This is a genomic window from Brevundimonas sp. NPDC055311, assembly GCF_053645695.1.
On record NZ_JBSHMV010000001.1, the window covers coordinates 53561 to 77419 of the forward strand.

Annotated in this window: 24 protein-coding genes; 4 read left to right on the forward strand and 20 right to left on the reverse strand. The window is 66.3% G+C overall.

Features of this window, described 5'->3' with window-relative positions:
- The first annotated feature begins 1 nt into the window (after position 1).
- The 3 genes from ACWIDZ_RS00250 (at position 2) to ACWIDZ_RS00260 (ending at position 2995) form a co-directional block, all read left to right on the forward strand.
- A complete protein-coding gene (locus ACWIDZ_RS00250; RefSeq protein ID WP_453988669.1) occupies positions 2-787 on the forward strand; it encodes a TatD family hydrolase in 786 nt (261 codons plus the stop codon).
- Positions 784-1593: an MBL fold metallo-hydrolase gene (locus ACWIDZ_RS00255; RefSeq protein ID WP_453988668.1), complete on the forward strand. Its 810-nt coding sequence runs from the start codon at positions 784-786 to the stop codon at positions 1591-1593. The genes ACWIDZ_RS00250 and ACWIDZ_RS00255 overlap by 4 nt, the downstream gene beginning before the upstream one ends.
- 424 nt (positions 1594-2017) lie before the next feature.
- Entirely contained in the window at positions 2018-2995 is a 978-nt protein-coding gene (locus tag ACWIDZ_RS00260; RefSeq protein ID WP_453988667.1) for a hypothetical protein, read from the forward strand.
- 12 nt (positions 2996-3007) lie between these two features.
- On the opposite strand, the gene ACWIDZ_RS00265 is transcribed toward ACWIDZ_RS00260, so the two are convergent.
- From ACWIDZ_RS00265 to rpmF, 17 genes are all read right to left on the reverse strand, one after another.
- A complete protein-coding gene (locus tag ACWIDZ_RS00265; RefSeq protein WP_343831553.1) occupies positions 3008-3889 on the reverse strand; it encodes an RDD family protein in 882 nt (293 codons plus the stop codon).
- Positions 3879-4883, reverse strand: coding sequence for a stage II sporulation protein M (locus ACWIDZ_RS00270; protein ID WP_343831555.1), 1005 nt, complete (start codon positions 4881-4883; stop codon positions 3879-3881). The genes ACWIDZ_RS00265 and ACWIDZ_RS00270 overlap by 11 nt, the downstream gene beginning before the upstream one ends.
- Positions 4880-6196: a DUF58 domain-containing protein gene (locus tag ACWIDZ_RS00275; RefSeq protein ID WP_343831556.1), complete on the reverse strand. Its 1317-nt coding sequence runs from the start codon at positions 6194-6196 to the stop codon at positions 4880-4882. The genes ACWIDZ_RS00270 and ACWIDZ_RS00275 overlap by 4 nt, the downstream gene beginning before the upstream one ends.
- Positions 6193-7149, reverse strand: a complete 957-nt coding sequence (locus tag ACWIDZ_RS00280) for an AAA family ATPase (RefSeq protein WP_453988666.1) — start codon at positions 7147-7149, stop codon at positions 6193-6195. Before ACWIDZ_RS00280 ends, ACWIDZ_RS00275 begins: the two co-directional genes overlap by 4 nt.
- Positions 7136-8362, reverse strand: coding sequence for a DUF4350 domain-containing protein (locus ACWIDZ_RS00285; RefSeq protein WP_453988665.1), 1227 nt, complete (start codon positions 8360-8362; stop codon positions 7136-7138). The genes ACWIDZ_RS00280 and ACWIDZ_RS00285 overlap by 14 nt, the downstream gene beginning before the upstream one ends.
- Complete coding sequence (locus ACWIDZ_RS00290; RefSeq protein ID WP_453988663.1) at positions 8359-8985, reverse strand: DUF4129 domain-containing protein; 627 nt, start codon at positions 8983-8985, stop codon at positions 8359-8361. Before ACWIDZ_RS00290 ends, ACWIDZ_RS00285 begins: the two co-directional genes overlap by 4 nt.
- An 809-nt stretch (positions 8986-9794) precedes the next feature.
- Positions 9795-10748, reverse strand: a complete 954-nt coding sequence (gcvA, locus tag ACWIDZ_RS00295) for a transcriptional regulator GcvA (protein ID WP_453988662.1) — start codon at positions 10746-10748, stop codon at positions 9795-9797.
- Positions 10748-11749 carry a cysteine synthase A gene (locus tag ACWIDZ_RS00300; RefSeq protein WP_453988661.1) on the reverse strand — a complete coding sequence of 334 codons (1002 nt, stop codon included), beginning with the start codon at positions 11747-11749 and terminating at the stop codon, positions 10748-10750. The genes gcvA and ACWIDZ_RS00300 overlap by 1 nt, the downstream gene beginning before the upstream one ends.
- Before the next feature lie 65 nt (positions 11750-11814).
- Positions 11815-13221 (reverse strand): dihydrolipoyl dehydrogenase, encoded by a 1407-nt coding sequence (gene lpdA / locus ACWIDZ_RS00305; protein WP_453988660.1) that lies wholly within the window; start codon positions 13219-13221, stop codon positions 11815-11817.
- Between the two features lie 2 nt (positions 13222-13223).
- Positions 13224-13703, reverse strand: a complete 480-nt coding sequence (locus tag ACWIDZ_RS00310) for a glutathione peroxidase (protein ID WP_338574968.1) — start codon at positions 13701-13703, stop codon at positions 13224-13226.
- Positions 13704-13718: 15 nt separating this feature from the next.
- Positions 13719-14984, reverse strand: coding sequence for a pyruvate dehydrogenase complex dihydrolipoamide acetyltransferase (locus ACWIDZ_RS00315; RefSeq protein ID WP_453988659.1), 1266 nt, complete (start codon positions 14982-14984; stop codon positions 13719-13721).
- Positions 14984-15301 (reverse strand): DUF5076 domain-containing protein, encoded by a 318-nt coding sequence (locus ACWIDZ_RS00320; RefSeq protein WP_343829776.1) that lies wholly within the window; start codon positions 15299-15301, stop codon positions 14984-14986. The genes ACWIDZ_RS00315 and ACWIDZ_RS00320 overlap by 1 nt, the downstream gene beginning before the upstream one ends.
- On the reverse strand, positions 15298-16656 hold the full coding sequence (locus tag ACWIDZ_RS00325) for a pyruvate dehydrogenase complex E1 component subunit beta (protein ID WP_453988658.1): 1359 nt from the start codon (positions 16654-16656) through the stop codon (positions 15298-15300). The genes ACWIDZ_RS00320 and ACWIDZ_RS00325 overlap by 4 nt, the downstream gene beginning before the upstream one ends.
- A gap of 3 nt (positions 16657-16659) precedes the next feature.
- Positions 16660-17688 (reverse strand): pyruvate dehydrogenase (acetyl-transferring) E1 component subunit alpha, encoded by a 1029-nt coding sequence (pdhA, locus tag ACWIDZ_RS00330; RefSeq protein ID WP_338574961.1) that lies wholly within the window; start codon positions 17686-17688, stop codon positions 16660-16662.
- Between the two features lie 113 nt (positions 17689-17801).
- Positions 17802-18122 carry an FtsB family cell division protein gene (locus ACWIDZ_RS00335; protein ID WP_291776129.1) on the reverse strand — a complete coding sequence of 107 codons (321 nt, stop codon included), beginning with the start codon at positions 18120-18122 and terminating at the stop codon, positions 17802-17804.
- Between the two features lie 153 nt (positions 18123-18275).
- Complete coding sequence (gene eno, locus ACWIDZ_RS00340) at positions 18276-19553, reverse strand: phosphopyruvate hydratase (protein ID WP_291775151.1); 1278 nt, start codon at positions 19551-19553, stop codon at positions 18276-18278.
- A 166-nt stretch (positions 19554-19719) separates the two neighbouring features.
- Positions 19720-19902, reverse strand: a complete 183-nt coding sequence (rpmF, locus tag ACWIDZ_RS00345) for a 50S ribosomal protein L32 (protein WP_024352840.1) — start codon at positions 19900-19902, stop codon at positions 19720-19722.
- Between the two features lie 221 nt (positions 19903-20123).
- Between rpmF and ACWIDZ_RS00350 the strand changes: the two genes are divergently transcribed.
- Positions 20124-21113 carry a hypothetical protein gene (locus tag ACWIDZ_RS00350; RefSeq protein ID WP_453988657.1) on the forward strand — a complete coding sequence of 330 codons (990 nt, stop codon included), beginning with the start codon at positions 20124-20126 and terminating at the stop codon, positions 21111-21113.
- A 9-nt stretch (positions 21114-21122) separates the two neighbouring features.
- On the opposite strand, the gene ACWIDZ_RS00355 is transcribed toward ACWIDZ_RS00350, so the two are convergent.
- From ACWIDZ_RS00355 to lipA, 3 genes are read right to left on the reverse strand one after another with little or no spacing between them, the layout of a single operon-like run.
- On the reverse strand, positions 21123-22244 hold the full coding sequence (locus tag ACWIDZ_RS00355) for an NAD(P)/FAD-dependent oxidoreductase (RefSeq protein WP_453988656.1): 1122 nt from the start codon (positions 22242-22244) through the stop codon (positions 21123-21125).
- 4 nt (positions 22245-22248) lie between these two features.
- Complete coding sequence (locus ACWIDZ_RS00360; protein ID WP_453988655.1) at positions 22249-22701, reverse strand: type II toxin-antitoxin system RatA family toxin; 453 nt, start codon at positions 22699-22701, stop codon at positions 22249-22251.
- Between the two features lie 4 nt (positions 22702-22705).
- Positions 22706-23680 (reverse strand): lipoyl synthase, encoded by a 975-nt coding sequence (lipA, locus tag ACWIDZ_RS00365; RefSeq protein WP_453988654.1) that lies wholly within the window; start codon positions 23678-23680, stop codon positions 22706-22708.
- Between the last annotated feature and the right edge of the window lie 179 nt (positions 23681-23859).

Consider the following 23859-nt stretch of genomic DNA (forward strand, 5'->3'; position numbering starts at 1 on the left):
TATGCTCATCGACAGTCACGTCAACCTTCACGCGCCTCAGTTCGATGAGGATCGCGAGGCGGTGATCGACCGTGCGCGCCAGGCGGGCGTGCGGCTGATGGTCGAGATTTCGGACAAGCTGTCGACCTTTGAAGCGACCCACGCCCTGGCGATGAACAACGCCGACATCTGGTGCACGGTCGGCGTCCATCCGCACGAGGCCAAGGACTATGGCGATCTGACCGCCGATCGCCTGATCGAACTGGCGGATCGCCCGCGCGTCATCGGCATCGGCGAATGCGGCCTGGACTTCCACTATGATCTCAGCCCGCGCGATGTTCAGGCCAAGGTCTTCCGCCAGCATATCGAAGCGGCGCGGCGCACCGAGCTTCCGTTGGTCATCCACACGCGCGAGGCCGATGAAGTCATGGCTGACATTCTGCGCGAGGAGCACGCCCGCGCGCCCTTCAAGCTCTTGATGCATTGCTACACAAGCGGCCTGGAACTGGCTGAAACAGCTATGGAACTCGGCGCCTGGTTCTCCGTTTCCGGCATCGCCACCTTCAAGGCGGCCGAAGAGGTGAGGGAGGTCATCCGCCGGATGCCTGAGGATCGCATCATCGTCGAAACCGACTGTCCCTATCTTGCGCCGATCCCACATCGCGGCCGCCGAAACGAGCCGGCCTACGTCGGCCTGGTGCTCGAAAAATTGGCTGAGGTCCGGGGCTGGACGCTCGAGCAGGCGGATCAACGGACAACCGATGCCTTCTTCAACCTGTTCGATCGCATTCCGAGGCCTGCGGAATGAGCGGGCGGGACGAGCTGGAGGTCGTCATTCTCGGCTGCGGCTCGTCCGGCGGCGTGCCGCGCGGCGATGGCGACTGGGGCGACTGCGATCCTGCCGAGCCGCGTAACCGGCGCACCCGCTGCTCCATGCTGGCGCGACGCCATGGTCCGGGCGGCGTGACCAGCGTGGTGATCGACACGTCTCCGGACTTTCGCCAGCAGATGCTGGCCGCCGAAACACGTCACATCGATGCGGTTCTCTACACCCACGATCACGCGGACCAGACCCACGGCATCGACGATCTGCGCGTCTTCGCCGTTCATGCCCGGCGACGAATTCCCGCCTGGATGGATGCGGCCACCCATCAGGCCTTGACGCGGCGTTTCGACTACATCTTCGAAAGCCATCACGGCTATCCGGCCATTGTCGAGGCCCAGCGGATCCCGCCGCACGGGCAACACTGGCGGATCGAGGGGCTTGGCGGCCCGATCTCCGTCAGGACCTTCGACCAGGCCCACGGACCGATCCGCTCGGTGGGTTATCGTCTTGGGCCGATCGCTTATTCAAGCGATGTTTCCGGCCTGGACGACGCCGCGCTCGAGGCCGTTCGCGGCGCTGAACTCTGGATCATCGACGCGCTACGCTACACGCCGCATCCGACCCATGCCCACGTCGACCAGGCGCTGGAATGGATCGCGCGCGCCGAGGTGTCGAAAGCCGTGCTGACCAACCTGCATATCGATCTGGACTACAACGTCCTGTCGCGGTCTGTGCCTGCGAACGTCGAAGTTGCGTTCGACGGCTGGCGGGGAAGCTTCGGCGTCTGACGGCACGGGTCAGATCAGCAACCTATATTTCGCAGATTGCACAGGCTCGGAAACTGTTGCAGCTATAAATAGCTGAATTAACACCAAAAATTATGCAACTTGAGAGGTCTGGCTGTTGCGCTCGGCGACAGCGCTTCTGTTGCAAGCCCGAAAGCGCTAGAGCGGCTGCGGGGGCGCGTTGGGTACGAAAACACTAGGCGTAGATAGGTTGTGGATAAACGCCAGAAGCGAAGACGGATGTCCGTTTCTGACTCAACGCGGCGGTCGGCGACGCCCGCTTTCGGACAAGGTTGCCGATAAGCTGCCGAATGAGCGGGGCTGACTCAACACGACAGATCGGAATGTCAGGTGTGATCAGGGGCATGAAAGCTCTGGCCAATCCGCCGCGACATCGATAGGCCGGATAATGAGGGTATTCGGGGGCATGATCATGCGTGGTGAGGTTCTGACATTCGATCAGGCAACCGGGATGGGGGCGATCCTGGGCGACGATAAGGCGCGCTATCTGTTCAACGCCACGCAAGTCCGGACACCCTTGCCGCTAACGCGTGGGCAGAAGGTGGATTTCGTGCCCGGCGCGGATCTGCAGGCGACCGAAATCTTCGTACTGCAGGCGGTCGCCCCACCGACCTGGACGGGGCAGGCCGTCAGCCGGGGCGGCCAGTTCGACCTCGGTCGGGTGATCCAGCGCACCTTCACGACCATTCGCGAAAACGCAGCGATCTTTTTCGGCGCGGCGACGGTCATGGTCGGGGCGCCCAGCGCCGTCATGGGCCTGGGCCAGAGCACGGTCGTCACCGACGGCGGCGCTGCCGGATTCCTGACGATGGCGGCGGGCTGGGTCTTCTATCTGGCGGGCCTTTACATGGTTCAGGGCATGGTCATGAAGGCGGCTATCAACGGGTTCAACGGCAAAACCACGTCCTTCAGCCAGGCGTTCGACATCGGCGTGAAGATGTTTCTGCCGCTGCTGGGGCTGGCCATAATCGCCGGCCTGGGCACGGGATTGGCCTCTCTGGCCCTGATCGTGCCGGGCGTAATCGTCGCGGTGATGTGGTCGGTCGCCTCGCCCGCCGTGGTGGTTGAGCAGCGGGGCATATTCGAGAGCCTGCAACGCAGTCGCGACCTGACCCGCGGTTATCGCTGGAACGTGTTCGGCCTGATGGTCATCTATGTGATTCTGTCGTGGATCATCGGAGCCGCGGTCGGCGCGCTGGGATTGGCGACCGGCGGCGGCTTCTTCGACGGAAGCCCGAACCTGTGGGTCAATGTGGCGTCCGGCGTGGTGGTCAACATCCTGTCGGCAGTGGTCGCTTCGGCCGGGGTGGCGGCGCTCTATTACGAACTGCGGACCGTCAAGGAAGGGGCCGGGCCTGAGGCTCTGGCCGCCGTGTTCGACTGATGGGACGCGGCGTCAGACGTCGTGCTTGTCGCGACGCCGCACGCCCATCAGCAGCTTCTGCTCCAGCCGCCCGCGCACGGCGGCGTAATAGGCGCTGAGGAAGTCGCGGTCCGTCTGGTGCGGATCGCGAGACCATCCGATCTTGCCCATGATGCGGTCGGCGACCGCGCGCATGGTCTTGCGTTCACCGGTGCGCAGGATGGATTCCAGGACGTGCAGCTCCTTGGTCCCATAGGCGTCCAGCTGCGCCAGGGTGAAGTCATACCTCGCCAGCTGTTCCGACCCGTCGTCGGCCATGTCGCGGGTCAGCTTGCGGCGTGGGGTGCGCACCACCCAGGTGCCGCCGACCAGGTCGCCCAGGCGTAGCCGGTCCCGGTTGAACAGGGGGAAGAAGACGAAGATCGCCGCCCAGACGAAGGCCAGCAGATACATCCAGCTGTCGACCCCGCCCTGACCCGCCTGCGTCACCAGAAGCGACAGCGGCAGGAAGACCTCCAGCTCACGCATGGCGTTGCGCGCAAACACCGATTCCGCCCGGAGCCGTCCGCCGTCGCGCGAGGCGACGCGCAGGCCCATCGCCCGTTTGCCGGGCGTGGCCGCCGCCGCCGACAGCTCGAAGGCGGTGAAGTAGAAGTTCCTCAGCAGGAAGAAGACCACCAGCCACAGCACGGCGACCAGTTCCGCCCCCGCCTGTCCGGCCGCGCCTATGGCGCCGACGCCGGTGAAGATCAGGGCTAGGGTGAAGGCGATCAGCACGCCCATGATGATTGCGGCGTCCAGCAGGAAGGCCGCCGCCCTTTGCCCCGCGTCGCCGATGTTCAGTCGCAGGTCCACGCCCTCGGGCGTGACGAAGGGGCGCTCGGTCTTGTCGATCCTTGCGGCGTCAGCGGACACGAGACGCCTCCCGTCTCGGACCATAGAAGTAGAGCCCCCAGATCAGGGCCGTCACGCCCGCTACGGCGTAGCGCAGGCCGGTGTCGGCGATCAGCTGCCGTCCGAAGCCCTCCAGCAGACCAGCGAGCAGCAGCATGACGATGACCCCGCCCATGACCACGCCGGCGGTTCGCCCCGCTTGGACGGCGGCGTCCAGTCGGTGCGCCCGGCCGGGGAAGGCGACGGCCCAGCCGATCTTCAGACCGGCGGCGCCGGCCAGGATGACGGCGAACAGCTCGGTTACGCCGTGAATCAGCAGCCAGCCGCCCAGCTCGACCCCCAGGCCGCGGCTGGCGAACAGGGCGAAGAAGGCGCCCAGCGTCGCGCCGTTGTAGAGGACCAGCAAGCCGGTCGGTAGGCACAGGGCGAAGCCCAGCGCAAAGGCGAACAGGGCGACCTTGGCGTTGTGGGTGAACAGGAAGGCCGCGAACACCGACAGGCCGTCGGCGTTCTCGGTCCCGTCCAGGGTGGCGCGCAGAGTGGCGGTCGAGGCGCCCGGATCGCGTCCGCCCGCCAGATCGCCTGGCACGAAGGCGTAGAACCATTCGGGATCGTGCATGACCAGCCAGCCGCCGACCACGGCGCCCAGCAGCATCAGGGCGGCGGACACCAGGGTCTCGCGCCACAGGCCTTTGACCGAGGCGGGCCAGTCATGACGAAAGAAGGCGGTCAGCCGGTCGCGCAGCGTCGCCCGCGAGCCGTAGACGAAGAAGTAGGCCCGCGCCGACAGCGTCTCCAGATAGTCGATCAGCCCCTGATCCAGCGAGGTCTCGCGCGCCACCGACAGGGCCGACAGGGTCGAACGGTACAGCACCGGCACGGCCAGGATCTCTTCGTCGGTCAGCTTGGACGCCGAGCCCTTTTCCGCCTTGTCCATCAACCGCTCCAGGCGGCGCCAGTCGTCTTCGCGCGCCTGGCGGAAGCGTTGGCTTTTCAGCAGGGGGGCGTCGGTCACAGCAGATCCCTCCGCTTCAGGTCCAGATAGGCGTTGACCGCCTCGGGCCCGACCTGATCGGCGGGGGCGTCGACGATGTGGGCGCCCATGCGGCGCAGACGGCTGATGACCGTTTCGCGTTCGCGCAGCAGGCTGGCGGCGACGACGGCGCGCGACACGTCCTCGGCCGTTTCCGGCGCGGCGGCGGCCAGACCCTCCAACTCCTCGTCGCGCAGGACGACGAACAGCACCAGGTGGCGTTTCAGCAACCGGCCCAGAGACTCGATCATCAACTCGGCGGCGGTGGAATCGGTGAAGTCGGTGAAGACCACGATCAGCGAGCGGCGCTGAAGCTGTCCCGACAGGGTGGCCAGGGCCAGGGTGTAGTTGGTCTCGTGCGTCGAATAGTCGACCCGGCCGACGACGGTCTGCAGGGTGCGGAAGGCGTTCATGCCGCCGACGGCGCCGGTCGACAGGCGCGGCCGGGAATCGAAGGCGAACAGGCCCGCCCGGTCGCCTGAGCGCAGGCAGGCGTAGGACAGCAGAAGGGCCGCGTGGATGAAGCGGTCCACGCGCGGCATTCCGCCGACCGGTTCGCAGGCGGCGCGTCCGCAGTCCAGGGCCATGATGACGTTGTGGTTGCGCTCGGTGCGGAATTCCTTGGCCAGCAGGGCGGCGTGGCGGGCCGATTGCTTCCAGTCGATGGCGCGCCGGTCCATGCCGGGCTGATAGTCGCGTAGGGCCTGGAACTCCGCGCCTTCGCCGATGTCCAACTGGGCCTTGGATCCGAACAGGGCGTCGCGGGCGAACAGGCGCACCGCCTGATCGCGCACCCACTGCAGATCGGTCAGCACCGGCGCCGACAGATCCAGGCGGAACGTCTTCTGCTTCCAGGCCAGACCCATCGGTCCGCGCCAGCGCACCCAAAGCTCATGCAGGGCCGCGTCGCCGCGTCTCTCGGGCGTGAAGGGGAAGGCGAGGGCGGCGACGTGGTCGCGCACCCCGGCCTGGCGCGGGGTGTCGTCCACGCTCAGCTTGGCCTCGCCCGACAGGGCGGCTTCGACCTGATGCGGCGCGCGGCCTTGGGCGGCGAAGCGCGCCGTCAGTCCGACCAGGCCCGGTCGCCCGACGGCGGCGCGCACCGGCTCGGGCGCGTCCAGCGTCAGGCCGGAGCGCGAGCCGGTCAGCAGGGCGTCCGCCGCGAACAGCAGCACGACGCCTGCGATCCAGACCGGACCGGCCAGCCAGCCGACAGGCGTCAGCACGCCCGCCAGCAGGGCGACGGGCGCTCCCGCCGCCAGGACCGTCACTGCGCGTCGGCTGGGGTAGATCACCGGGGCGCCGCCACCTGATCCACCAGGCCAGCCAGCACCTGCTCAACGCGGCGGCCCTCGATCTCGGCCGCGGGCGACAGCACCAGGCGGTGGCGCAGAGCCGGGATCGCCAACGCCTTCACGTCGTCGGGAATGACGTAGTCGCGCCCGTCCAGAGCGGCGCGAGCGCGGGCGGCGACGGCCAGCATGGCTCCCGCGCGCGGCGAGGCGCCCGTCTCCACATCGGCGGAATCGCGCGTGGCCCGCACCAGGGCGGCGATATAGTCGACGACCTCGTCCGTCAGCCGCACCTGGGCCACGGCGTCCACGGCGGCGGCGATGGCGGCGGCCTCGGCCACGGTCTCGACGCCCAGGGCGACCGGGTCCATCTGGCCGGTGCGCGACCCGTGGGCGGCGATGATGGCGCGCTCCTGCTCCAGATCGGGATAGTCGAGGACGTGCTTGAACAGGAAGCGGTCCAACTGCGCCTCGGGCAGGGGATAGGTGCCCTGCTGCTCGATCGGGTTCTGGGTGGCGACGACGGTGAAGCGCGGGCTCAGCGCATGGGCCTGGCCGTCGATGGTGATGTTGCGCTCCTGCATGGCTTCCAGCAGGGCGGCCTGGGTCTTGGGCGGCGTGCGGTTGATCTCGTCCGCCAGCAGCAGTTCGCAGAAGATCGGCCCGCGCGTCAGGGTGAAGCTGGAGGTCTGGAAGTTGAACAGGTTGGACCCCAGGATGTCGCCCGGCATCAGGTCCGGCGTGAACTGGATGCGGCCGTAGTCCAGCCCGACCGCGCGGGCGAAGCTGTGGGCCAGCAGGGTCTTGGCCGTGCCGGGCGGGCCTTCCAGCAGGACGTGCCCGCCTGCGAACAGGGCCGTCAGCAACAGGTCGACGGCGCCGTCCTGGCCCACGACGGCCCTGGCGATCTCGGCGCGGATGCGCTCGGCGATCGTCTTCACCTCATTGACGTCCACGGGTCAGCTCCTGGTTCCAGCGATGGAGGGCGGCGGCGACCTGCATCAGATCGCCGGGCGTTTTGGCGGCCCGGGCCTGATCGGCCAGGGCGGAATAGGTCGCGTGCGCGCCGGTGGTCCGGCTGACGCGATCGAGAAAGGCGTCGAGTTCGTCCTCGCTCAGACGGCGCGGGGCGCCGATGGCGCGGGTCACGGCGGCGCGGGTCAGCAGGGCGTAGGGCGCAGCCATGTGATGTTCGCGCCGAGCCAGCCGCACCAGCCCCGCCGTATTGTCAGCCAGCCCGCGCTTGCCCAGCGCGATGACACGGCCGCTCTCGCGGGCGGGACCGAAACGCACGACGGCCTGATAGCCGGCGAAGACCGCCAGCGCCGCCAGCACCAGCGTCATGCCCAGCAGCGGCGGGTCCAGCATCAGCCGCAACAGGCTGCGCGTGCGCTGCATCCCGTGCAGCGTCAGGTCGAAGATGACCGGCGCGTCTTTCGCCCGCACGACGTCCAGCAGGGCGATGGCCGTGCGGGCCCCGTTCAGCGTCTTGAGCCCGTGGGTGTTGAGCAGGTCGGCGTCGGCCAGCACATAAACGCGCGTGGTCGCGTGCATGGCCAGAACCGGGCTGCCCAGATCATCCGTCACGACAGGAACCCAGTCGGGGCCGGACAGGGTCATCAGCGCATCAACATCGACCGGCGCGCCGAAGGGCCTGCCGTCTGGGCGTTTCAAGGCGACGGTTGCGCGGCCGTCGCGCGATTGCAGGCGGGCGCCCTGCCGCAGGTGCTCGCTCAGCGGAGCCATTGAGGACTGGGCGGGCAGCAGGCCCATTGTGCGAACCCAGCCAGGGTGCTCGGGGTCGGGCGCCGCGCTCCACTTGGGCAGGACGATCAGGGTCGCACCGGCATGGTTGATGTCGTCGATCTGCTCGGGCTGGGTGCTCGGCGTCGGCGTCAGGACCAGCAGGCTTTCGTCGGAGGACGGCGTCAGGCGGCCTCGGCTCATCGTCACTGGCACGCCGAGGTTTCGCAGCAGGACCGGCGCCCCGCCAAATCCGGTCGAGCTACGCGACAGGGCGTGGCCGCCGCCGTCGTCGCCGGACTTCAGTTCGGGGGCATAGGCCGACAGAAGGCCCAGCCCGGCCAGCGCCACGACACTGACCAGCAGCAGGCTGATGAGGACGACGGGGGAAAAGGCGTTCCCGGTCGCCTTGGCGGAACGGCTCATGCGCGCCAGCCCTCGGGCAGGGCGAAGGCCTCATACGCCTGGCGACAGTCGGCGAAATCCTGGGCGCCCACGGCGGCGCCGCCGAACAGGCTGCGTTCGACCACCCGGCCGATCCGTTCAAAGGCGGGGCGGGCCGCCTCGGGCAAGGCTTTCAGGCGGGCTATCTCGCGCGCCGTCAGCGACACCCGCAGCGCGCGCGGCTGGCGCTTCTCGATGTCCTGTACGCTCCGCAGCAACAACAGGTGGGCGGCGTCGGCGTATTGTCCGCGTGCAGCCAGTGCGTCCGCCTCGACCAGCAGATCGCGGGCCGCCTGAACGTCCGGCCGCCAGTCGGCTTCGACCGGCGTCGCAGGCTTATCAGGCTTGGCGTCCGGCTTCTGCAGTCGCAGAATCTCGCGCACGATAGCGTAGAGGATCAGTCCCGCCAGTAGGGCCAGCCCGATCCAGAACACCCATTTCAGCACCGGCGCGAGGAACTGCAACGCTTCGCCGATCCAGCGCAGCCAACCGGGTGTCTGTGGCGGGTCGAAATTGGCGCGATCGAACTGAAACGACGGATCGTTCAGCAGAATAGCGTGGGCCTCAGCGGCTTTTTCGTAGGAAGCCGAAGCCTCGCCCTGCATTCCAGCGCCCCTTCGCTGCGTTATTCCAAGCCATAGAGAGGGGACTGCTCAAGTCAATCGCGAGAAACGTTTTGGCTGTCCGTTTATTTCTTTGGAAATCAGGTGCGCTGCTGGCTGATGGCAGGCTTGGTTGGATGAGTTTCGTCATAGCGGCGTCTATTCTGACGGACGGCTGCAGCCGGCGTCGGCCGTGCGCCAGACTGCCGCTGAGCATGAGGCTCCGGTCGTGCAGAGGCCCAAATCGCGACAAAGGCGCCGTCCTGTCGTCGGCCAATCTGGGGCGTTTGCTACCACCCTCCCGTTCAGGGCTGTGGCCCGAAAAAAAGCCAGCGGGGTATGAAGGTGTGGTGGTGGGGTAGCGGTCGCGGCTTATTAAATGTCAGCTATTGGGACACCGACCAACGTCCACTCATGGCGCATTGCTGATCTCGAGTCTGTGGTTCGCCGCGTGCTCTGAGGGCGCGGACGCCCCCAGACGTCCGCCTGTTTGAACAGTCAGTCAGCGTCGCTGGCCGTCACTGAGCCATCAGTTCGTCACCTAAAGTGTCAGTCGCGCTCCATCAGCCGGGATCAGCAGACGATCGGCGAAGCCCTGTATGGTGTCGCCGGCCAGATCATCGCATGTCACGTGCTGTGAAGCTTAATCAAGAACGAAAGTTGTGGCTGTGGCCCGCCCGAAGCCCCGCTGCTGCGCTGTTTGAATGGCTGCGCAGCGGGGCGTCGAGCTATGTTGCTAGGAATGGTGCAACGCTATCGAACTGGCGCTCCCTTCGCATAATATTTCTTAGGCGATAACACTGCATCTGCCTTCACAGGTCGTCGATGTTGGCCTCTGCTGCGCTTTGGGCCTCATGCTTGAGCCAGGCGGCGAACGCCCTTGCCGGCGCTGATGCGCCGCTGCGCTTGGTCAGGACGTGGTAAGCCAGTTCCGTAGTCAGAGCGCCGTCAGCGAAAGGCGCCACCAGCCGGCCGGACGCAAGGTCTTCAGCGACAAAGGCGTACGGCGCCAGGGCCACGCCCTGACCATGAGCCGCCGCTTCAATGGCCAAGGCCGTCTGATCGAAACGCGGCCCGGCCTGGGCGTCGATGTCCGTCAGTCCCCGGGCCTTGAGCCAAGCCGCCCAGTCCGGGCGCGGTTCTTCCAATTCGCTGGGCCGCAGATGGATCAGGACGTGGCGCGCCAAGTCCGACGGCCGACGCAAGGCGTTGTCGCCCATGGTTAACGAGGGCGCGCAGACCGGCGTCACATCGGCGTTCAGCAACCTTTCCGAGCGCACGCCGGGATAGTCGCCCCGCCCGTAACGGACCGCAACGTCGACCCGGCCGCCGCTGACGTCAGCCAGCCGCATGTCGGCCGACATCCAAACCTCGATTTCAGGATGCGCCGCCGCGAAACGGGCGATGCGCGGCGCCAGCCATTTGGAGGCGAAGGACGGCGGCACGCTGACCGCCAGGGCGTGGCGGCGGTCGGGCCGATAGAGCAGGTCCCCTGCCCGTTTCAGATAGTCGAACCCGTCGCGCAACAGCGGATAGAGTTCGGCGCCCAGCTCCGTCAGCGCAATCTGACGACCTTCGCGATGGAACAGCGGGGCTCCTGCGTGCTCTTCCAGAATGCGGATTTGCTGGCTGATGGCGCCGGGCGTGACGGATAGCTCCTCGGCGGCGCGGGTGATGTTGAGCCGACGGGCGGCGGCCTCGAAAGCCTTCAGGGCGTTGAGCGGCGGAAGCCGGCTGTCGACGGCGGAATCCTTGCGGCGGGTCATCAGCGCATCCAGTTCGGCGTAGGCAGGCCGCGAGCGTTCAGGAACGCCGGGTCATAGATCTTGCTGGCGTAGCGCTGACCGGCGTCGCACAAGACGGTCACGAGGGTATGGCCGGGCCCCATATCCCGCGCCATGCGGATGGCGCCGGCGATGTTGACGCCGCTCGAGGGACCGAGCGACAGCCCTTCCTCGCGAACCAGGTCGAAGAGGATCGGCAGGAACTCCGCATCCTCGATGCGATAGGCATGATCGACCGAGAGCCCGTTCAGATTTCCGGTGATGCGATTGACGCCGATCCCTTCGGCGATTGAACCGCCCTCGCCTTTCAGCACGCCCTCGGTAAACCAGCTGTAGAGGGCGGCGCCCGGCACGTCGGCCAGGCCGACCTGCAGGGCCGGATTGCGCTCACGAAGATAGGCTGAGGTTCCCGCCAGAGTGCCGCCCGAGCCGACGGCGCAGATGAAACCATCGACGCGGCCGTCCGTCTGCTTCCAGATTTCCGGCCCAGTGGCTTCATAGTGAGCCTGACGATTGGCCGGATTGTCGAACTGGTCAGCGTAGAAGGCGCCGTTCGGCTCGCTGTCGTTCAGTTCCTCGGCCAGACGACGCGAAAAGTGGACGAAATGGTTGGGGCTGGCGAAGGGCGCCGGATCGACCTCGATAAGACGGGCGCCGTGCAGGCGTACGGCCCGCTTCTTTTCTTCCGTCTGAGTGCGCGGCATGACGATGACGACCGGATGGCCCAGCGCCGCCCCGACCAGGGTCAGGCCCACGCCGGTGTTGCCCGCCGTGCCTTCGACGATCGTTCCGCCGGGCTTCAGCGCGCCCGAGGCGCGCGCCGCGCGGATGATGCTGAGCGCCGCGCGATCCTTGATCGAGCCGCCGACGTTCAGAAACTCGGCCTTGCCCAGAATTTCGCAGCCGGTCGCCTCAGAGGCGCGCTTGAGGCGCACCAGGGGCGTGTTGCCGATCAGGCCGAGGACGTCAGGCGCGACAATCATAGGAAATCCGAACCGTGGGGAGGAGCGATCCTCTTAGCCACAGTTCAGATTTTCTAACAACCGCCCTAGATGTGGATCACGCGGCCATAGGCATCCAGAGCGGCCTCGTGCATGGCCTCGGACATGGTCGGGTGCGGATAGACGATGCCGTGGATGTCTTCCTCGGTCGCTTCCATGGTGATGGCGGTGACGTAGCCCTGGATCATTTCGGTGACGTCTGCGCCGATCATGTGGGCGCCGATCAGGGCGCCGGTCTTGGCGTCGAAGATGACCTTGACGAAGCCTTCGGTCTCGCCCGCAGCGATGGCCTTGCCGTTCACCTTGAACGGGAAGCGGCCGATCTTGACCTCGCGTTTCTCGGCCTTGGCCCCCTGCTCCGTCACCCCGACCGAGGCGACCTGCGGCTGGGCGTAGGTGCAGCCGGCGATCGGCGAATGGACGTTCGGCGTCTTGTAACCGGCGATGTGTTCGGCGGCGTGAATGCCTTCGTGCGAGGCCTTGTGCGCCAGCCAGGGCGCGCCGGCGCAGTCGCCGATGGCGTACAGGCCCTTCACATTGGTCTGGCAGTGGCTGTCGGTCTTGATGTGGCCGCGGTCCAGTTCGACGCCCAGCGCCTCCAGACCGATGCCGTCGGTGTTGGCGGTGATGCCGACGGCCGAGATGCAGACCTCGGCCTCCAGGCTTTCAACCTTGCCGTTGACTTCAAGATCGACCTTCACGCCCTTGGAATCCTTAGAGACCTTGGTCACCTTGGCGCCGAGCTTGAACTTGATGCCGCGCTTTTCAAAGCCCTTCTGGGCGGCCTTGGAGACCTCTTCGTCCTCGACAGGCATGATGCGGTCAACGGCTTCGACGACCGTCACCTCGGCGCCCAGGGCGCGGTAGAAGCTGGCGAACTCGATGCCGATGGCGCCCGAGCCGATGACCACAAAGGTCTTGGGCAATTTCTTCGGCGCCAGGGCGTCGCGATAGGCCCAGATCTTGTCGCCGTCGGCCTCGAGCCCGATCTGCGGCAGGGCGCGGGCGCGGGCGCCGACGGCCAGCATGACGGTCTTGGCTTCGATCGTGCGCGAGCCGCCGGCCTTCAGAGCCACGACGACCTTCGGCGCAGCGGCGCCTTTCTCGAGTTTGGCCGAGCCCTCGATGACCTCGATCTTGTTCTTCTTCATCAGGAAGCCGACGCCCTGATTCAGTTGCTTGGCCACGCCGCGCGAGCGCTGGATGATGGCGTCGAAGTCGAACGAGGCGCCCGAGGCGGACAGGCCGTAGTCCTTCAGGTGCGACAGGCTCTCGAACTTCTCGCCGGACTTCAGCAGGGCCTTGGTCGGGATGCAGCCCCAGTTCAGGCAGATGCCGCCCAGGTTCTCGCGCTCGATGATGGCGACCTTCTGGCCCAGTTGGCTGGCGCGGATGGCCGCGACGTAACCGCCGGGGCCCGAGCCGATGACGACGAGATCGAATTCAGCAGCCATGATCAGATCAACTTCTCGATGTCGGCCTTGATGGCCTCGGGTTCAGTCTGGGGCGAATAGCGCGCGACGACGCGGCCTTCGCGGTCGGTCAGGAACTTGGTGAAGTTCCACTTGATGGCCTGGGAGCCCAGGAAGCCGCGCTTCTGTCGGGTGAGCCAGGCGTAGAGAGGGTGGCGGTTCGGTCCGTTGACCTCGACCTTGTCGAACAGGGGAAAGGTCACGTCGAAGCTGCTGGCGCAGAAGGCGGCGATTTCCGCCGCCCTGCCCGGCTCCTGCTGGCCGAACTGGTTGCAGGGAAAGCCCAGGACCTCGAACGGCGCGTCGACGAAGTCGCGGTGCAGCTTCTCCAACCCGGCATACTGGCCGGTGAAGCCGCACTTTGACGCCGTATTGACGATCAGCAACGCCTGACCGCGAAAGCGGTCCAGCGCCACGTCCGCGCCATCGATGGCCCGGGCGGAGAAGTCATAGACCGAGGTCATGACTTCACCCTCCCCTTACGCCAGCATCGCCACGGGATCTTCGATCAGCGGCTTGAACGCCTGCAGGAAGCGGGCGCCCGTCGCACCGTCGACCACGCGGTGATCGCAGGTCAGGGTCACGGTCATGACGGTAGCCGGCACGATCTGGCCGTCCTTGACGACTGGACGTTGTTCGCCGGCGCCCACGCTCATGATGCAGCCCTGCGGCTCATTGATGATCGAGGTGAACTGCTTGATGCCGAACATGCCCAGGTTGGACACCGAGAAGGTGCCGCCCAGGAACTCTTCGGGCTTCAGCTTGCGCTCACGGGCCCGCTTGGCCAGGTCCTTGGACTCGGTCGCGATCTGGGCCAGGCCCTTGGCCTCGGCCTTGCGGATGATCGGAGTGATCAGGCCGCCGTCGATCGCCACCGCCATGGAAACGTCGGCGTTGTGATGCATGGCGATGCCCTCGGGGGTGTAGGAGGCGTTCGCCTCCGGCACCATCTTCAGGGCCAGGGCGGCGGCCTTGATGACGAAGTCGTTCACCGAGACCTTGACGCCCTGCGGCTCCAGCATCTTGTTCACCTTGGCGCGGACGGCCATCAGCTGGTCGATCTCGACGTCGATGAACAGCGGGAAGTGCGGCACGTTCTGCACGCTCTCGACCATGCGGCGGGCGACGGCCTTCTTCATGCCGTCCAGCGGGATCAGGTCATAGCTGCCGTCCGGAATGCCCATCTGAACCAGCGACAGGGCCTTACGCGGCTCGGCTGCGGTCGCAGCCGTCGCGGCGGCCGGTTGAGCGCCGCCCTTGCCGGCGGCCTCCACGTCGCGCTTGACGATGCGGCCGTGCGGGCCGGTGCCCTTGACGGCCTTCAGGTCCAGACCGGCCTGAGCGGCCAGACGGCGCGCCAGCGGCGAGGCGAAGATGCGGCCGCCGTCGTCAGACTTCGGTGCGGCCGGAGCGGGCGCGGCTTCGGCCTTCGGAGCCTCCGCCTTGGGCGCTTCAGCCTTCGGCGTCTCGGCCGGAGCATCAACTTTCTTGGGCGCGGGCGCTACGTCGTCGCCGGACAGGCGGGCGATAGGCGTATTGACCTTCACGCCCTCGGAGCCTTCCGGCACCAGGATTTCCAGCACTTCGCCTTCGTCCACGGCTTCGACTTCCATCGTCGCCTTGTCGGTCTCGATCTCGGCGATCACGTCGCCGGCCGAGACGGTGTCGCCGACCTTGACGTGCCACTTGGCCAGCACGCCCTCCTCCATCGTCGGAGACAGGGCGGGCATCAGGATATCGGTCATCAGGCGTTCCCCGCTTGCGGTGAAACCGGCTCGGCGACGGTGCGGACGTTATCGGCCTTGATCACGTCGCTGAGCCCTTGAAGGATGCGGTCATAGGCGGCCTTTTCATTGTGGCCGTGACGCACGGCGTAGCCATGCGCCATGTGGCGCGCGGCATAGGCCAGGAGTTCTCCGAACTTGATGGGGTCGGCGAAGGCAGGCTTCACCGACATCACCGGTTCGTCTTTCGACCACCACATGCGCAGCAGTTCGACCGCGTCGGCGTCAGCGGCGACGCTGTCCGGCACGGTCAGTTCGAACTCTGCGGGCTGGGTCACGCCATCACCTTCTTCACGGCGGCGACGATCTTGTCGACGCCCGGCAGGGACAGGGCTTCCAGGTTGGCGGCGTAGGGCAGCGGCACGTCTTCCTGGTGCACGCGCAGCGGCGGCGCATCCAGATAGTCGAAGGCGTGCTCGATCACGCGGGCGACCACTTCGGCGCCGACGCCCATGGGACCCCAGCCCTCCTCGGCCGAAACCAGGCGGTTGGTCTTCTTGACGCTCTCGACGATCGTCTCGTGATCCAGCGGACGCAGGGTGCGCAGGTCGACGACTTCGGCCGAGATGCCTTCTTCAGCAAGCTTTTCAGCGGCCTGCAGGGCGAAGCCGACCATGCGGCTGTGCGCCGTGATGGTGACGTCCGTGCCTTCGCGGCGGACCTTGGCCTTGCCGATCGGCACGACATAGTCCTCGACGTCCGGCACGTCGAACTCGTGGCCGTACATCATCTCGTGTTCGAGGAAGACGATGGGGTTCGGATCGCGGATGGCGGCCTTCAGCAGCCCCTTGGCGTCGGCGGCGTCATAGGGCGCCACGACCTTCAGGCCCGGAATCTGGGCGTACCAGGCGGAGTAGTCCTGGCTGTGCTGGGCGGCCACGCGGGCGGCGGCGCCGTTCGGACCGCGGAAGACGATCGGACAGCCCATCTGGCCGCCGGACATGTACAGGGTCTTGGCCGCCGAGTTGATGATGTGGTCGATCGCCTGCATGGCGAAGTTCCACGTCATGAACTCCACGATCGGCTTCAGGCCCGCAAACGCCGCGCCCACGCCCAGGCCGGCGAATCCGTGCTCGGTGATCGGAGTGTCGACCACGCGGCGATCACCGAATTCCTGCAGCAGATCCCGGCTGACCTTATAGGCTCCCTGATACTGGGCGACTTCCTCGCCCATCAGGAAGACGGCCTCGTCGCGGCGCATTTCCTCGGCCATGGCGTCGCGCAGGGCGTCGCGGATGGTGGTCTTCACCAGCTTGGCGTCGGCCGGAATCTCAGGATCACGCAATTCGACCTTGGGCTGGGCAGGCGCAGCGGCGGCCGTTGCGGCGACAGGCGCCTCGGCTTCAACGGCCGTCATCGGCTCAGCGGCTTTCGGCGCGGGCGCCGCAGCGCCGTCTTCGCCCGCCAGACGTGCGATCGGCGTATTGACCTTCACGCCCTCGGTGCCTTCTGCCACCAGGATTTCGAGGACTTCGCCCTCATCCACGGCTTCGACTTCCATCGTCGCCTTGTCGGTTTCGATCTCGGCGATCACCTGGCCGGCCGACACGACGTCGCCAGCCTTGATGTGCCACTTGGTCAGCGTGCCCTCTTCCATCGTGGGGGACAGCGCCGGCATCAGAATGTCCGTCACGTATCAGGCCTCCACGTAGACGTCGGTGTAGAGCTCGGACGGATCCGGCTCAGGGCTCTCTTGAGCGAACTGTACAGCTTCGGCCACGACGGCCTTCACTTCATTGTCGATCGCCTTCAGTTCGTCCTCGGTCGCCTTGGCGGCGGCGAGAAGCATCTTGATGTGGTCGATCGGGTCGCGGGTCTTCTTGACCTCGTCCACCTCTTCCTTGGTGCGGTACTTGGCCGGGTCGGACATGGAGTGGCCGCGATAGCGGTAGGTCTTCACTTCCAGGATGTAGGGACCTTCGCCGGCGCGGGCGCGCGCCACGGCGCGGGCGGCGGCGTCACGCACGGCCAGGACATCCATGCCGTCGACCTGCTCGCCGGGAATGCCGAAGCTGGCGCCGCGCTGATACAGTTCGGTCGTGGACGACGAGCGCTCGATGCTCGTGCCCATGGCGTACTGGTTGTTCTCGATGATGTAGATGGCCGGCAGCTTCCACAGCTGGGCCATGTTGAAGCTCTCGTAGACCTGCCCCTGGTTCGACGCGCCGTCGCCGAAGTAGACGAAGCTGACCGAGTCGTCGCCGCGGTACTTGCCCGCGAAGGCCAGACCCGTGCCCAGCGCGACCTGCGCGCCGACGATGCCGTGACCGCCGTAGAAGCCGGTCGGCACGTCGAACATGTGCATGGACCCGCCCTTGCCCTTGGACGATCCGCCGATGCGGCCCGTCAGCTCGGCCATGACTTCCTTCGGGTCCATGCCCGCGGCCAGCATGTGGCCGTGGTCGCGGTAGCCCGTGATGATCTTGTCGTAGCCCTGCTTGACGCTCTCCTGAACGCCGACGGCCACGGCTTCCTGACCGATGTACAGGTGGCAGAAGCCCCCGATCAGGCCCATGCCGTAGAGTTGGCCCGCGCGCTCTTCAAAGCGACGGATGAGAACCATCTCGCGGTAGAAACGCAGCAGGTCTTCCTTGGAAGCCTGCGGCGTGTTCGGAATCTTTTCGCCCGTGCTGGGCGAGTTTTTCTGAGCGGCGGCTTTCGCCATCCGGCATCTCCCGGCTTACACCCCTGTTTCAGGGACTCTTATCGTTACAGAAAGGGGCTTTAGCAGCCTTCGTTCCCGAAACGCAAAGCAGCCAGCCAGGCTGTAACAATAGTTCAGGAGGCGCGGGTCGCGCCACGGTTGTGGCCGGCGGGGCCGTTCAGCCGAACCACATAGTCGCGCGGGTCGGCGAAGCCGATCACCGCCCTCGCCCGCTCCTCCAGAAGATCCTTCGAGAGGCTCTCGGTGCGCAGGTAGCGGACACGGACTTCCAGGTCCTGGCGCTGCTCGGTCAAGCGCGTCAGTTGCGACTGTCGCTGGGACAGCAAAGCGTCGCGTTCACCGCCACTTAGCAGGCCGCGTTCACCCGTCAGGGCTTGCACGCCCAGATAGGCGATCAGCAACAGCAGCAGGACGGACGGCAGGTAGGGCTTCATCTGCTCGGGCACAACGGACGCTCCTTCTGAGCGCGCACAAACACGGTGACCTATCAGTGAGCGAAAATGCCTAACGAACCGTAGCTTGGCCGTAATTGCGAACGCCGCCCCCGAGGTTCGGAGGCGACGCCCAGCACATCTTCGTGATGCAGCTTATTTCAGCAGCATGCCGTCGCCGAAATAGGCGGCCTGGTCGCCCAGCATCTCTTCGATACGCAGCAGTTGGTTGTACTTGGCCGTCCGGTCCGAACGGGCCAGCGAGCCGGTCTTGATCTGACCGCAGTTGGTGGCCACGGCCAGGTCGGCGATGGTCGAGTCCTCGGTTTCGCCCGAACGGTGCGACATCACGGCGGTGTAGCCCGCGCGGTGCGCCATATCGACGGCGTCCAGCGTCTCGGACAGGGTGCCGATCTGGTTGACCTTGATCAGGATGGAGTTGGCCAGGCCCTCGCCGATACCTGCGGCCAGACGGCGCGGGTTGGTCACGAACAGATCGTCGCCGACCAGCTGGACACGGTCGCCCAGGCGATCCGTCAGCAGCTTCCAGCCGTCGAAGTCATCCTCGGCGCAGCCGTCCTCGATCGAGACGATCGGGAAGCGTTCGACCAGATCGGCCAGATAGTTGACCATGCCCTCGGCGTCGAAGGACTTGCCCTCGCCGGCCAGCTCATACTTGCCGTCCTTGAAGAACTCGGTCGAAGCGACGTCCAGGGCCAGGTGGAAGTCTTCGCCTGCCAGATAGCCCGCCGCCTGGCCCGCCTTGGTGATGAAGGTCAGGGCTTCGTCGGCGGAGGCCAGGTTCGGAGCGAAGCCGCCCTCGTCGCCGACGTTGGTGTTGTGGCCGGCGTCCTTCAGCGCCTTCTTCAGCGCGTGGAAGATTTCGGCGCCCATGCGCAGGCCTTCCGAGAAGCTCTCGGCGCCCGTCGGCATGATCATGAATTCCTGAATGTCGATCGGGTTGTCGGCGTGGGCGCCGCCGTTGATGATGTTCATCATGGGCGTCGGCAGGATGCGGGCCGAGACGCCGCCGATATAGCGGTGCAGGGGCAGACCGGCCGAGATGGCGCTGGCCTTGGCCACGGCCAGCGACACGCCCAGCATGGCGTTGGCGCCCAGACGCGACTTGTTCTCGGTGCCGTCCAGTTCGATCAGGGCTTCGTCGATGCGGCGCTGGTCCTCGGCGTCCATGCCGGACAGGGCGTCGAAGATTTCGCCGTTGACGGCGTCGACCGCCTTCTCGACGCCCTTGCCGCCCCAGACGTCCTTGTCGCCGTCGCGCAGTTCGACGGCTTCGTGCGCGCCGGTCGAAGCGCCCGACGGCACGGCGGCGCGGCCGAAGCTGCCGTCTTCCAGGATCACGTCCACTTCAACCGTCGGATTGCCCCGGCTGTCGAGAATCTGGCGGGCGACGATGTCGACGATATCGGTCATGAATCTCTGCGCTCTGACTGAGTTGGGAAAGGTCGGGCCGGTTTAGACCAGACCCGCTTGAATCGCCACAGGCGAGACGACGGCGAACATATGCGAAAACGGCGCGCGAGAGGCTCGCGCGCCGCTGAATTTGCGCCCGGCTGGAGCCGGATCGCCAGAGGAGACCTTAGTCTTCCTGCTGGGTCAGAACCTGACGGCCCTTGTACATGCCGGTCTTCAGGTCGATGTGGTGCGGACGACGCAGCTCGCCGGTGTCCTTGTCTTCGACATAGGTGTTGGCGCCCAGGGCGTCGTGAGCACGACGCATGTTGCGACGCGAGGGGGAAGTTTTGCGCTTCGGAACGGCCATGTCCGTCTCAATCTCTAAGTCGGTGCGCCGGTGAAGACGCGAAAACAACAGCGGCGGCCCCCCGATAAGAGCCGCCACGCGAGGGCGGGCTTATGCATGAAGCCGCAAGGGATTTCAAGTCGCGGAATGATAATGGTTCGGCCTGCCGCCGCCTCGACGAGGGTGGCATCCGGCCCATCCCTACGGCAGAGTTCCGGCGCTGAATATCATGGGAGGACGACATGCGCGATTCTTGGCGCGATTTCTGGATGACGACGGCGGGGTCTGTCGCCTTCATCGGCCTCCTCGCCGGAGCGCCGGCTCAGGCTCGGGAACAGTCCACGTCGAGCATCGCGGTCCTGGCTCTACCCGAAGCGGCGGCCTACCCCGAGGGCGTGACGGTCGATCCAGCCACCGGCGCGATCTACACCACCAGCGCCAATACCGGCGTCGTCGTCAGCGTTGATCCCGAAAACAGGGCGACCATCGTGATCGGCGATCCGCTGGATATGGCCGACGCCCGCCCCGCGACGCCGGTTTCAGTGGCTCTGGGCCTCAAGGCCGATGGCGAAGGACGCCTGTGGGTCGCCGGGGCGCGGACAGGCTCGATGCATGTCGTCGACATCGCCACCGGTCGACGACTGGCGCGATTCACCACCCCCGAAGGCGCGGCGCTGATCAACGACGTGGCCCTGACGACCGATGCGGCCTACTTCACCGACACCGTGCGGCCGGTGCTATGGCGCGCGCCGCGCGATCCCATCGCCGATCAGGCGCTGCAGCCCTGGCTGTCGTTCGAGGGAACGGCCATTCGCTACGGCGAGGACGCCAATCTGAACGGAATCGCGACCACGCCGGACGGACGCTATCTGCTCGTCGTGCAGATGAAGGCCGGCAAGCTTTTTCGAATCGATACGAGCACCCGCGAGATCACGGCGATCGACACAGGTGATTCGGCGCTGGACGGCGGCGACGGCCTGGCGTTGCACGGTCAGAGGCTGTTCGTGGTGCGTCAGTGGTCCGAGGAGATCGTGGCCCTGGATCTGTCGTCCGATTTCACCACAGCGACGGAAGCGAAGCGGCTGGCGTTCGCCGAATTGGCCTGGCCCGCCACGGCCGCCGTGCGCGGCGACCGCCTCATCGTCGCCAACAGTCAGTTGAACCGTCGCGGTTCGGGAGACCCCGTCCTGCCGTTCAGCCTCGTCTCAATCCCGCTGTCGGCGTTCGACTGATCGTCAGGCTCAAGCCGAGCCCGCCAAGGTCTCGGCCGCCGCCTCGCCGATCGCCAGGGAACTGGTCAGGCCGGGGCTTTCGATGCCGAACAGGGCCATCAGGCCGTCGATGCCGTGATGCTCTCGGCCATGAAGCTGAAAATCCGGCTGCGGCTCGCCCGGCCCATGCAGCTTGGGCCGGATGCCCGCGTAGTCGGGGGTCAGCCGCTCGACCGTCACGCCGGGCCAGAAGCGGCGGATGTAGCGGGCGAACTCTTCCGCCTTGGCCGGATCGACGGAGTAATCCTCGGTCTCGACATAGGCCAGGTCGGGACCGAACACCCCCTGCCCGCCCAGATCCTTGCGGTAGTGGGTGCCCAGCGCGCCGGGGATCGGCGGCGGATAGATCAGGCGGTTGAACGGCGCCGCGCCCGTCAGACGGAAGTAGATCCCCTTGCCTAGATGACGCGCGGGAATATTAGCGGCGGGATAGCCGTCGATTCGAGCTGCGACGTCTTGAGCCGACAGGCCAGGCGCCGTGACCAGAAGGCGGCTGGTCACGGTCATCGCCCCCTCCCCGCCCACGCGAACAGAGAAGCCGCCGCCCGGCAAGCCTTCCGCCCCCTCGAAAGGCGCGGAGATCACGACCGCGCCGCCCGCGTCCTCAATCTCGCCCTGCAGAGCTAGCATATAGCGGTGACTGTCGAACACGCCGCTTTCGGGCGACAGGATGGCGGCGTGGGCGTTCAGTTCCGGCTCAAGCGTCCGCGCCTGGGCGCCGGTCAGGTGTTCCAGCCGCTCGACGCCGTTGGTGGCGGCCTGCTGGAAGATGGCCTCGATGCGCGGAACCTCGGCTTCCTCGGTCGCCACGACCAGCTTGCCGCACTTCCAGTGGTCGACCTTGCGGCTTTCCAGGAAATCATAAAGGGCGCGCCGCCCTTCGACGCAGAACTTCGCCTTCAACGAGCCGGTCGGATAATAGAGTCCGCCGTGAATCACCTCGGAATTGCGCGAGGAGACGCCCTGACCGATGTGCGGCTCCTTCTCCAGCACCAGCACCATCAGGCCGCGCCGTGACAGCGCTCGACCGCAGGCCAGCCCCACAGCTCCCGCGCCCACGACCGTCGCATCGAAGTCGAAAGGCGCGCCCATGGTCCTACCTCTTGCCGTAAAGAGCCTTGGCCCGGCTCTCGAAACACTGGATCAGCTTGTCGACCGCCCGGTCGAAGTTCGCCTGAAGCATCATGTCCAGCATGCGCGACTTGAAGGCGAAGTCGATGGAGAATTCCAGTCGCGTCCCCTGCGGGTGCGGATGGAACTCCCAGCGGTTCTTCAGGTACTTGAACGGGCCGCGGATCAGGCCGACCTCGACCTTGGGCGCGTGCACGTCATGACGCACCCAGGTTGAGAACTTCTCGGTCAGGAAGGCGAATCCGACCCCGGCCTCGGCGTCCAGCAGATGCACGCCCGGCGCCTCGTCCCGCACGTTCCAGACGCGCATGGCGGTGATCCACGGCACGAAGTCGGGATAGGCGCGCACGTCCGCCACCATGGCGGCGAGCTGTTCAGGCGCATAGGGCAGGATGCGCGTTACGCGATGGACGGCCAAAGGATCAGCGGCCGTTCCGGGACGACAACTGGGCCTCACGCGCGGCTCGCAGCCGGGCGAAGTCGTCGCCCGCATGGTGCGACGAGCGCGTCAGCGGCGAGGACGACACCATCAGGAAGCCCTTGGCCCGCGCGATCGCCTCATAGGCCTTGAACTCTTCGGGCGTGACGAAGCGGTCGATCGAGGCGTGCTTGCGCGTAGGCTGCAGGTACTGGCCGATCGTGATGAAGTCGACGCCGGCGGAGCGCATGTCGTCCATCACCTGCATGACCTCTTCCTTGGTCTCGCCCAGACCGACCATGATGCCGGACTTGGTGAACTGGTTCGGGTCGCGCTCCTTGACCATCTGCAGCAGGCGCAGGGAGTGGAAGTAGCGGGCGCCCGGCCGTATCTTCAGATACAGGCGCGGAACCGTCTCAAGGTTGTGGTTGAAGACGTCGGGCGTGGCGTCGATCATCACCTCGGCCGCGCCGTCCTTGCGCAGGAAGTCAGGCGTCAGGATCTCGACCGTGGTGTTCGGCGCCTGGATGCGGATCTGGCGCACCACTTCGGCGAAGTGAGCGGCGCCCCCGTCCGACACGTCGTCGCGGTCCACGGAGGTGATGACGACGTGGTTCAGGCCCATCTGGGCCACGGCCAGGCCGACCTTGGCCGGCTCTTCCGGGTCCAGCGGCTGCGGCAGGCCGGTCTTGACGTTGCAGAAGGCGCAGGCCCGCGTGCAGGTGTCGCCCATGATCATCAGGGTGGCGTGCTTCTGGCTCCAGCACTCGCCGATGTTCGGGCAGGCGGCCTCTTCACAGACGGTGTGCAGCCCCTTGGAGCGCACGATGTCCTTGGTGGCGTTGTACTGGCCCGAGCCGGGCGCCTTGACGCGCAGCCAGTCGGGCTTCTTCAGCACCGCCGATTCCGGGCGGTTCTGCTTTTCAGGGTGACGAAGCTCAGATGGCTTCTTCTGCAGGGTGTCGATCAGCGTGACCATCGCCGGCGGTCTGGCTCCTGTTTCTGAAGGCGGTATGTCGGCCTTCCGATGTGCAAAGGCAAGGCACAGTCGGTTTCAGTCCGACATCGGAACGGCCTCACGCGACGTTACGCATCTTTTCAAGGCGACCTTACGTCACTAGGTTCCGGCCTCTTGTAACCGAGAGGGCCGCGCCAGAG

What these genes read in the sequence shown, in the direction of transcription:
- ACWIDZ_RS00335 (WP_291776129.1), bottom strand. Translation starts at nt 18,122, where the DNA reads ATGAAGCCCTACCTGCCGTCCGTCCTGCTGCTGTTGCTGATCGCCTAT.
- ACWIDZ_RS00255 (WP_453988668.1), top strand. Translation starts at nt 784, where the DNA reads ATGAGCGGGCGGGACGAGCTGGAGGTCGTCATTCTCGGCTGCGGCTCG.
- ACWIDZ_RS00350 (WP_453988657.1), top strand. Translation starts at nt 20,124, where the DNA reads ATGCGCGATTCTTGGCGCGATTTCTGGATGACGACGGCGGGGTCTGTC.
- eno (WP_291775151.1), bottom strand. Translation starts at nt 19,553, where the DNA reads ATGACCGATATCGTCGACATCGTCGCCCGCCAGATTCTCGACAGCCGG.
- ACWIDZ_RS00315 (WP_453988659.1), bottom strand. Translation starts at nt 14,984, where the DNA reads ATGACCGATATCCTGATGCCCGCCCTGTCTCCGACGATGGAGGAGGGC.
- ACWIDZ_RS00300 (WP_453988661.1), bottom strand. Translation starts at nt 11,749, where the DNA reads ATGATTGTCGCGCCTGACGTCCTCGGCCTGATCGGCAACACGCCCCTG.
- gcvA (WP_453988662.1), bottom strand. Translation starts at nt 10,748, where the DNA reads ATGACCCGCCGCAAGGATTCCGCCGTCGACAGCCGGCTTCCGCCGCTC.
- rpmF (WP_024352840.1), bottom strand. Translation starts at nt 19,902, where the DNA reads ATGGCCGTTCCGAAGCGCAAAACTTCCCCCTCGCGTCGCAACATGCGT.
- pdhA (WP_338574961.1), bottom strand. Translation starts at nt 17,688, where the DNA reads ATGGCGAAAGCCGCCGCTCAGAAAAACTCGCCCAGCACGGGCGAAAAG.
- ACWIDZ_RS00250 (WP_453988669.1), top strand. Translation starts at nt 2, where the DNA reads ATGCTCATCGACAGTCACGTCAACCTTCACGCGCCTCAGTTCGATGAG.
- ACWIDZ_RS00310 (WP_338574968.1), bottom strand. Translation starts at nt 13,703, where the DNA reads ATGACCTCGGTCTATGACTTCTCCGCCCGGGCCATCGATGGCGCGGAC.
- ACWIDZ_RS00290 (WP_453988663.1), bottom strand. Translation starts at nt 8,985, where the DNA reads ATGCAGGGCGAGGCTTCGGCTTCCTACGAAAAAGCCGCTGAGGCCCAC.
- ACWIDZ_RS00285 (WP_453988665.1), bottom strand. Translation starts at nt 8,362, where the DNA reads ATGAGCCGTTCCGCCAAGGCGACCGGGAACGCCTTTTCCCCCGTCGTC.
- lipA (WP_453988654.1), bottom strand. Translation starts at nt 23,680, where the DNA reads ATGGTCACGCTGATCGACACCCTGCAGAAGAAGCCATCTGAGCTTCGT.
- lpdA (WP_453988660.1), bottom strand. Translation starts at nt 13,221, where the DNA reads ATGGCTGCTGAATTCGATCTCGTCGTCATCGGCTCGGGCCCCGGCGGT.
- ACWIDZ_RS00355 (WP_453988656.1), bottom strand. Translation starts at nt 22,244, where the DNA reads ATGGGCGCGCCTTTCGACTTCGATGCGACGGTCGTGGGCGCGGGAGCT.
- ACWIDZ_RS00260 (WP_453988667.1), top strand. Translation starts at nt 2,018, where the DNA reads ATGATCATGCGTGGTGAGGTTCTGACATTCGATCAGGCAACCGGGATG.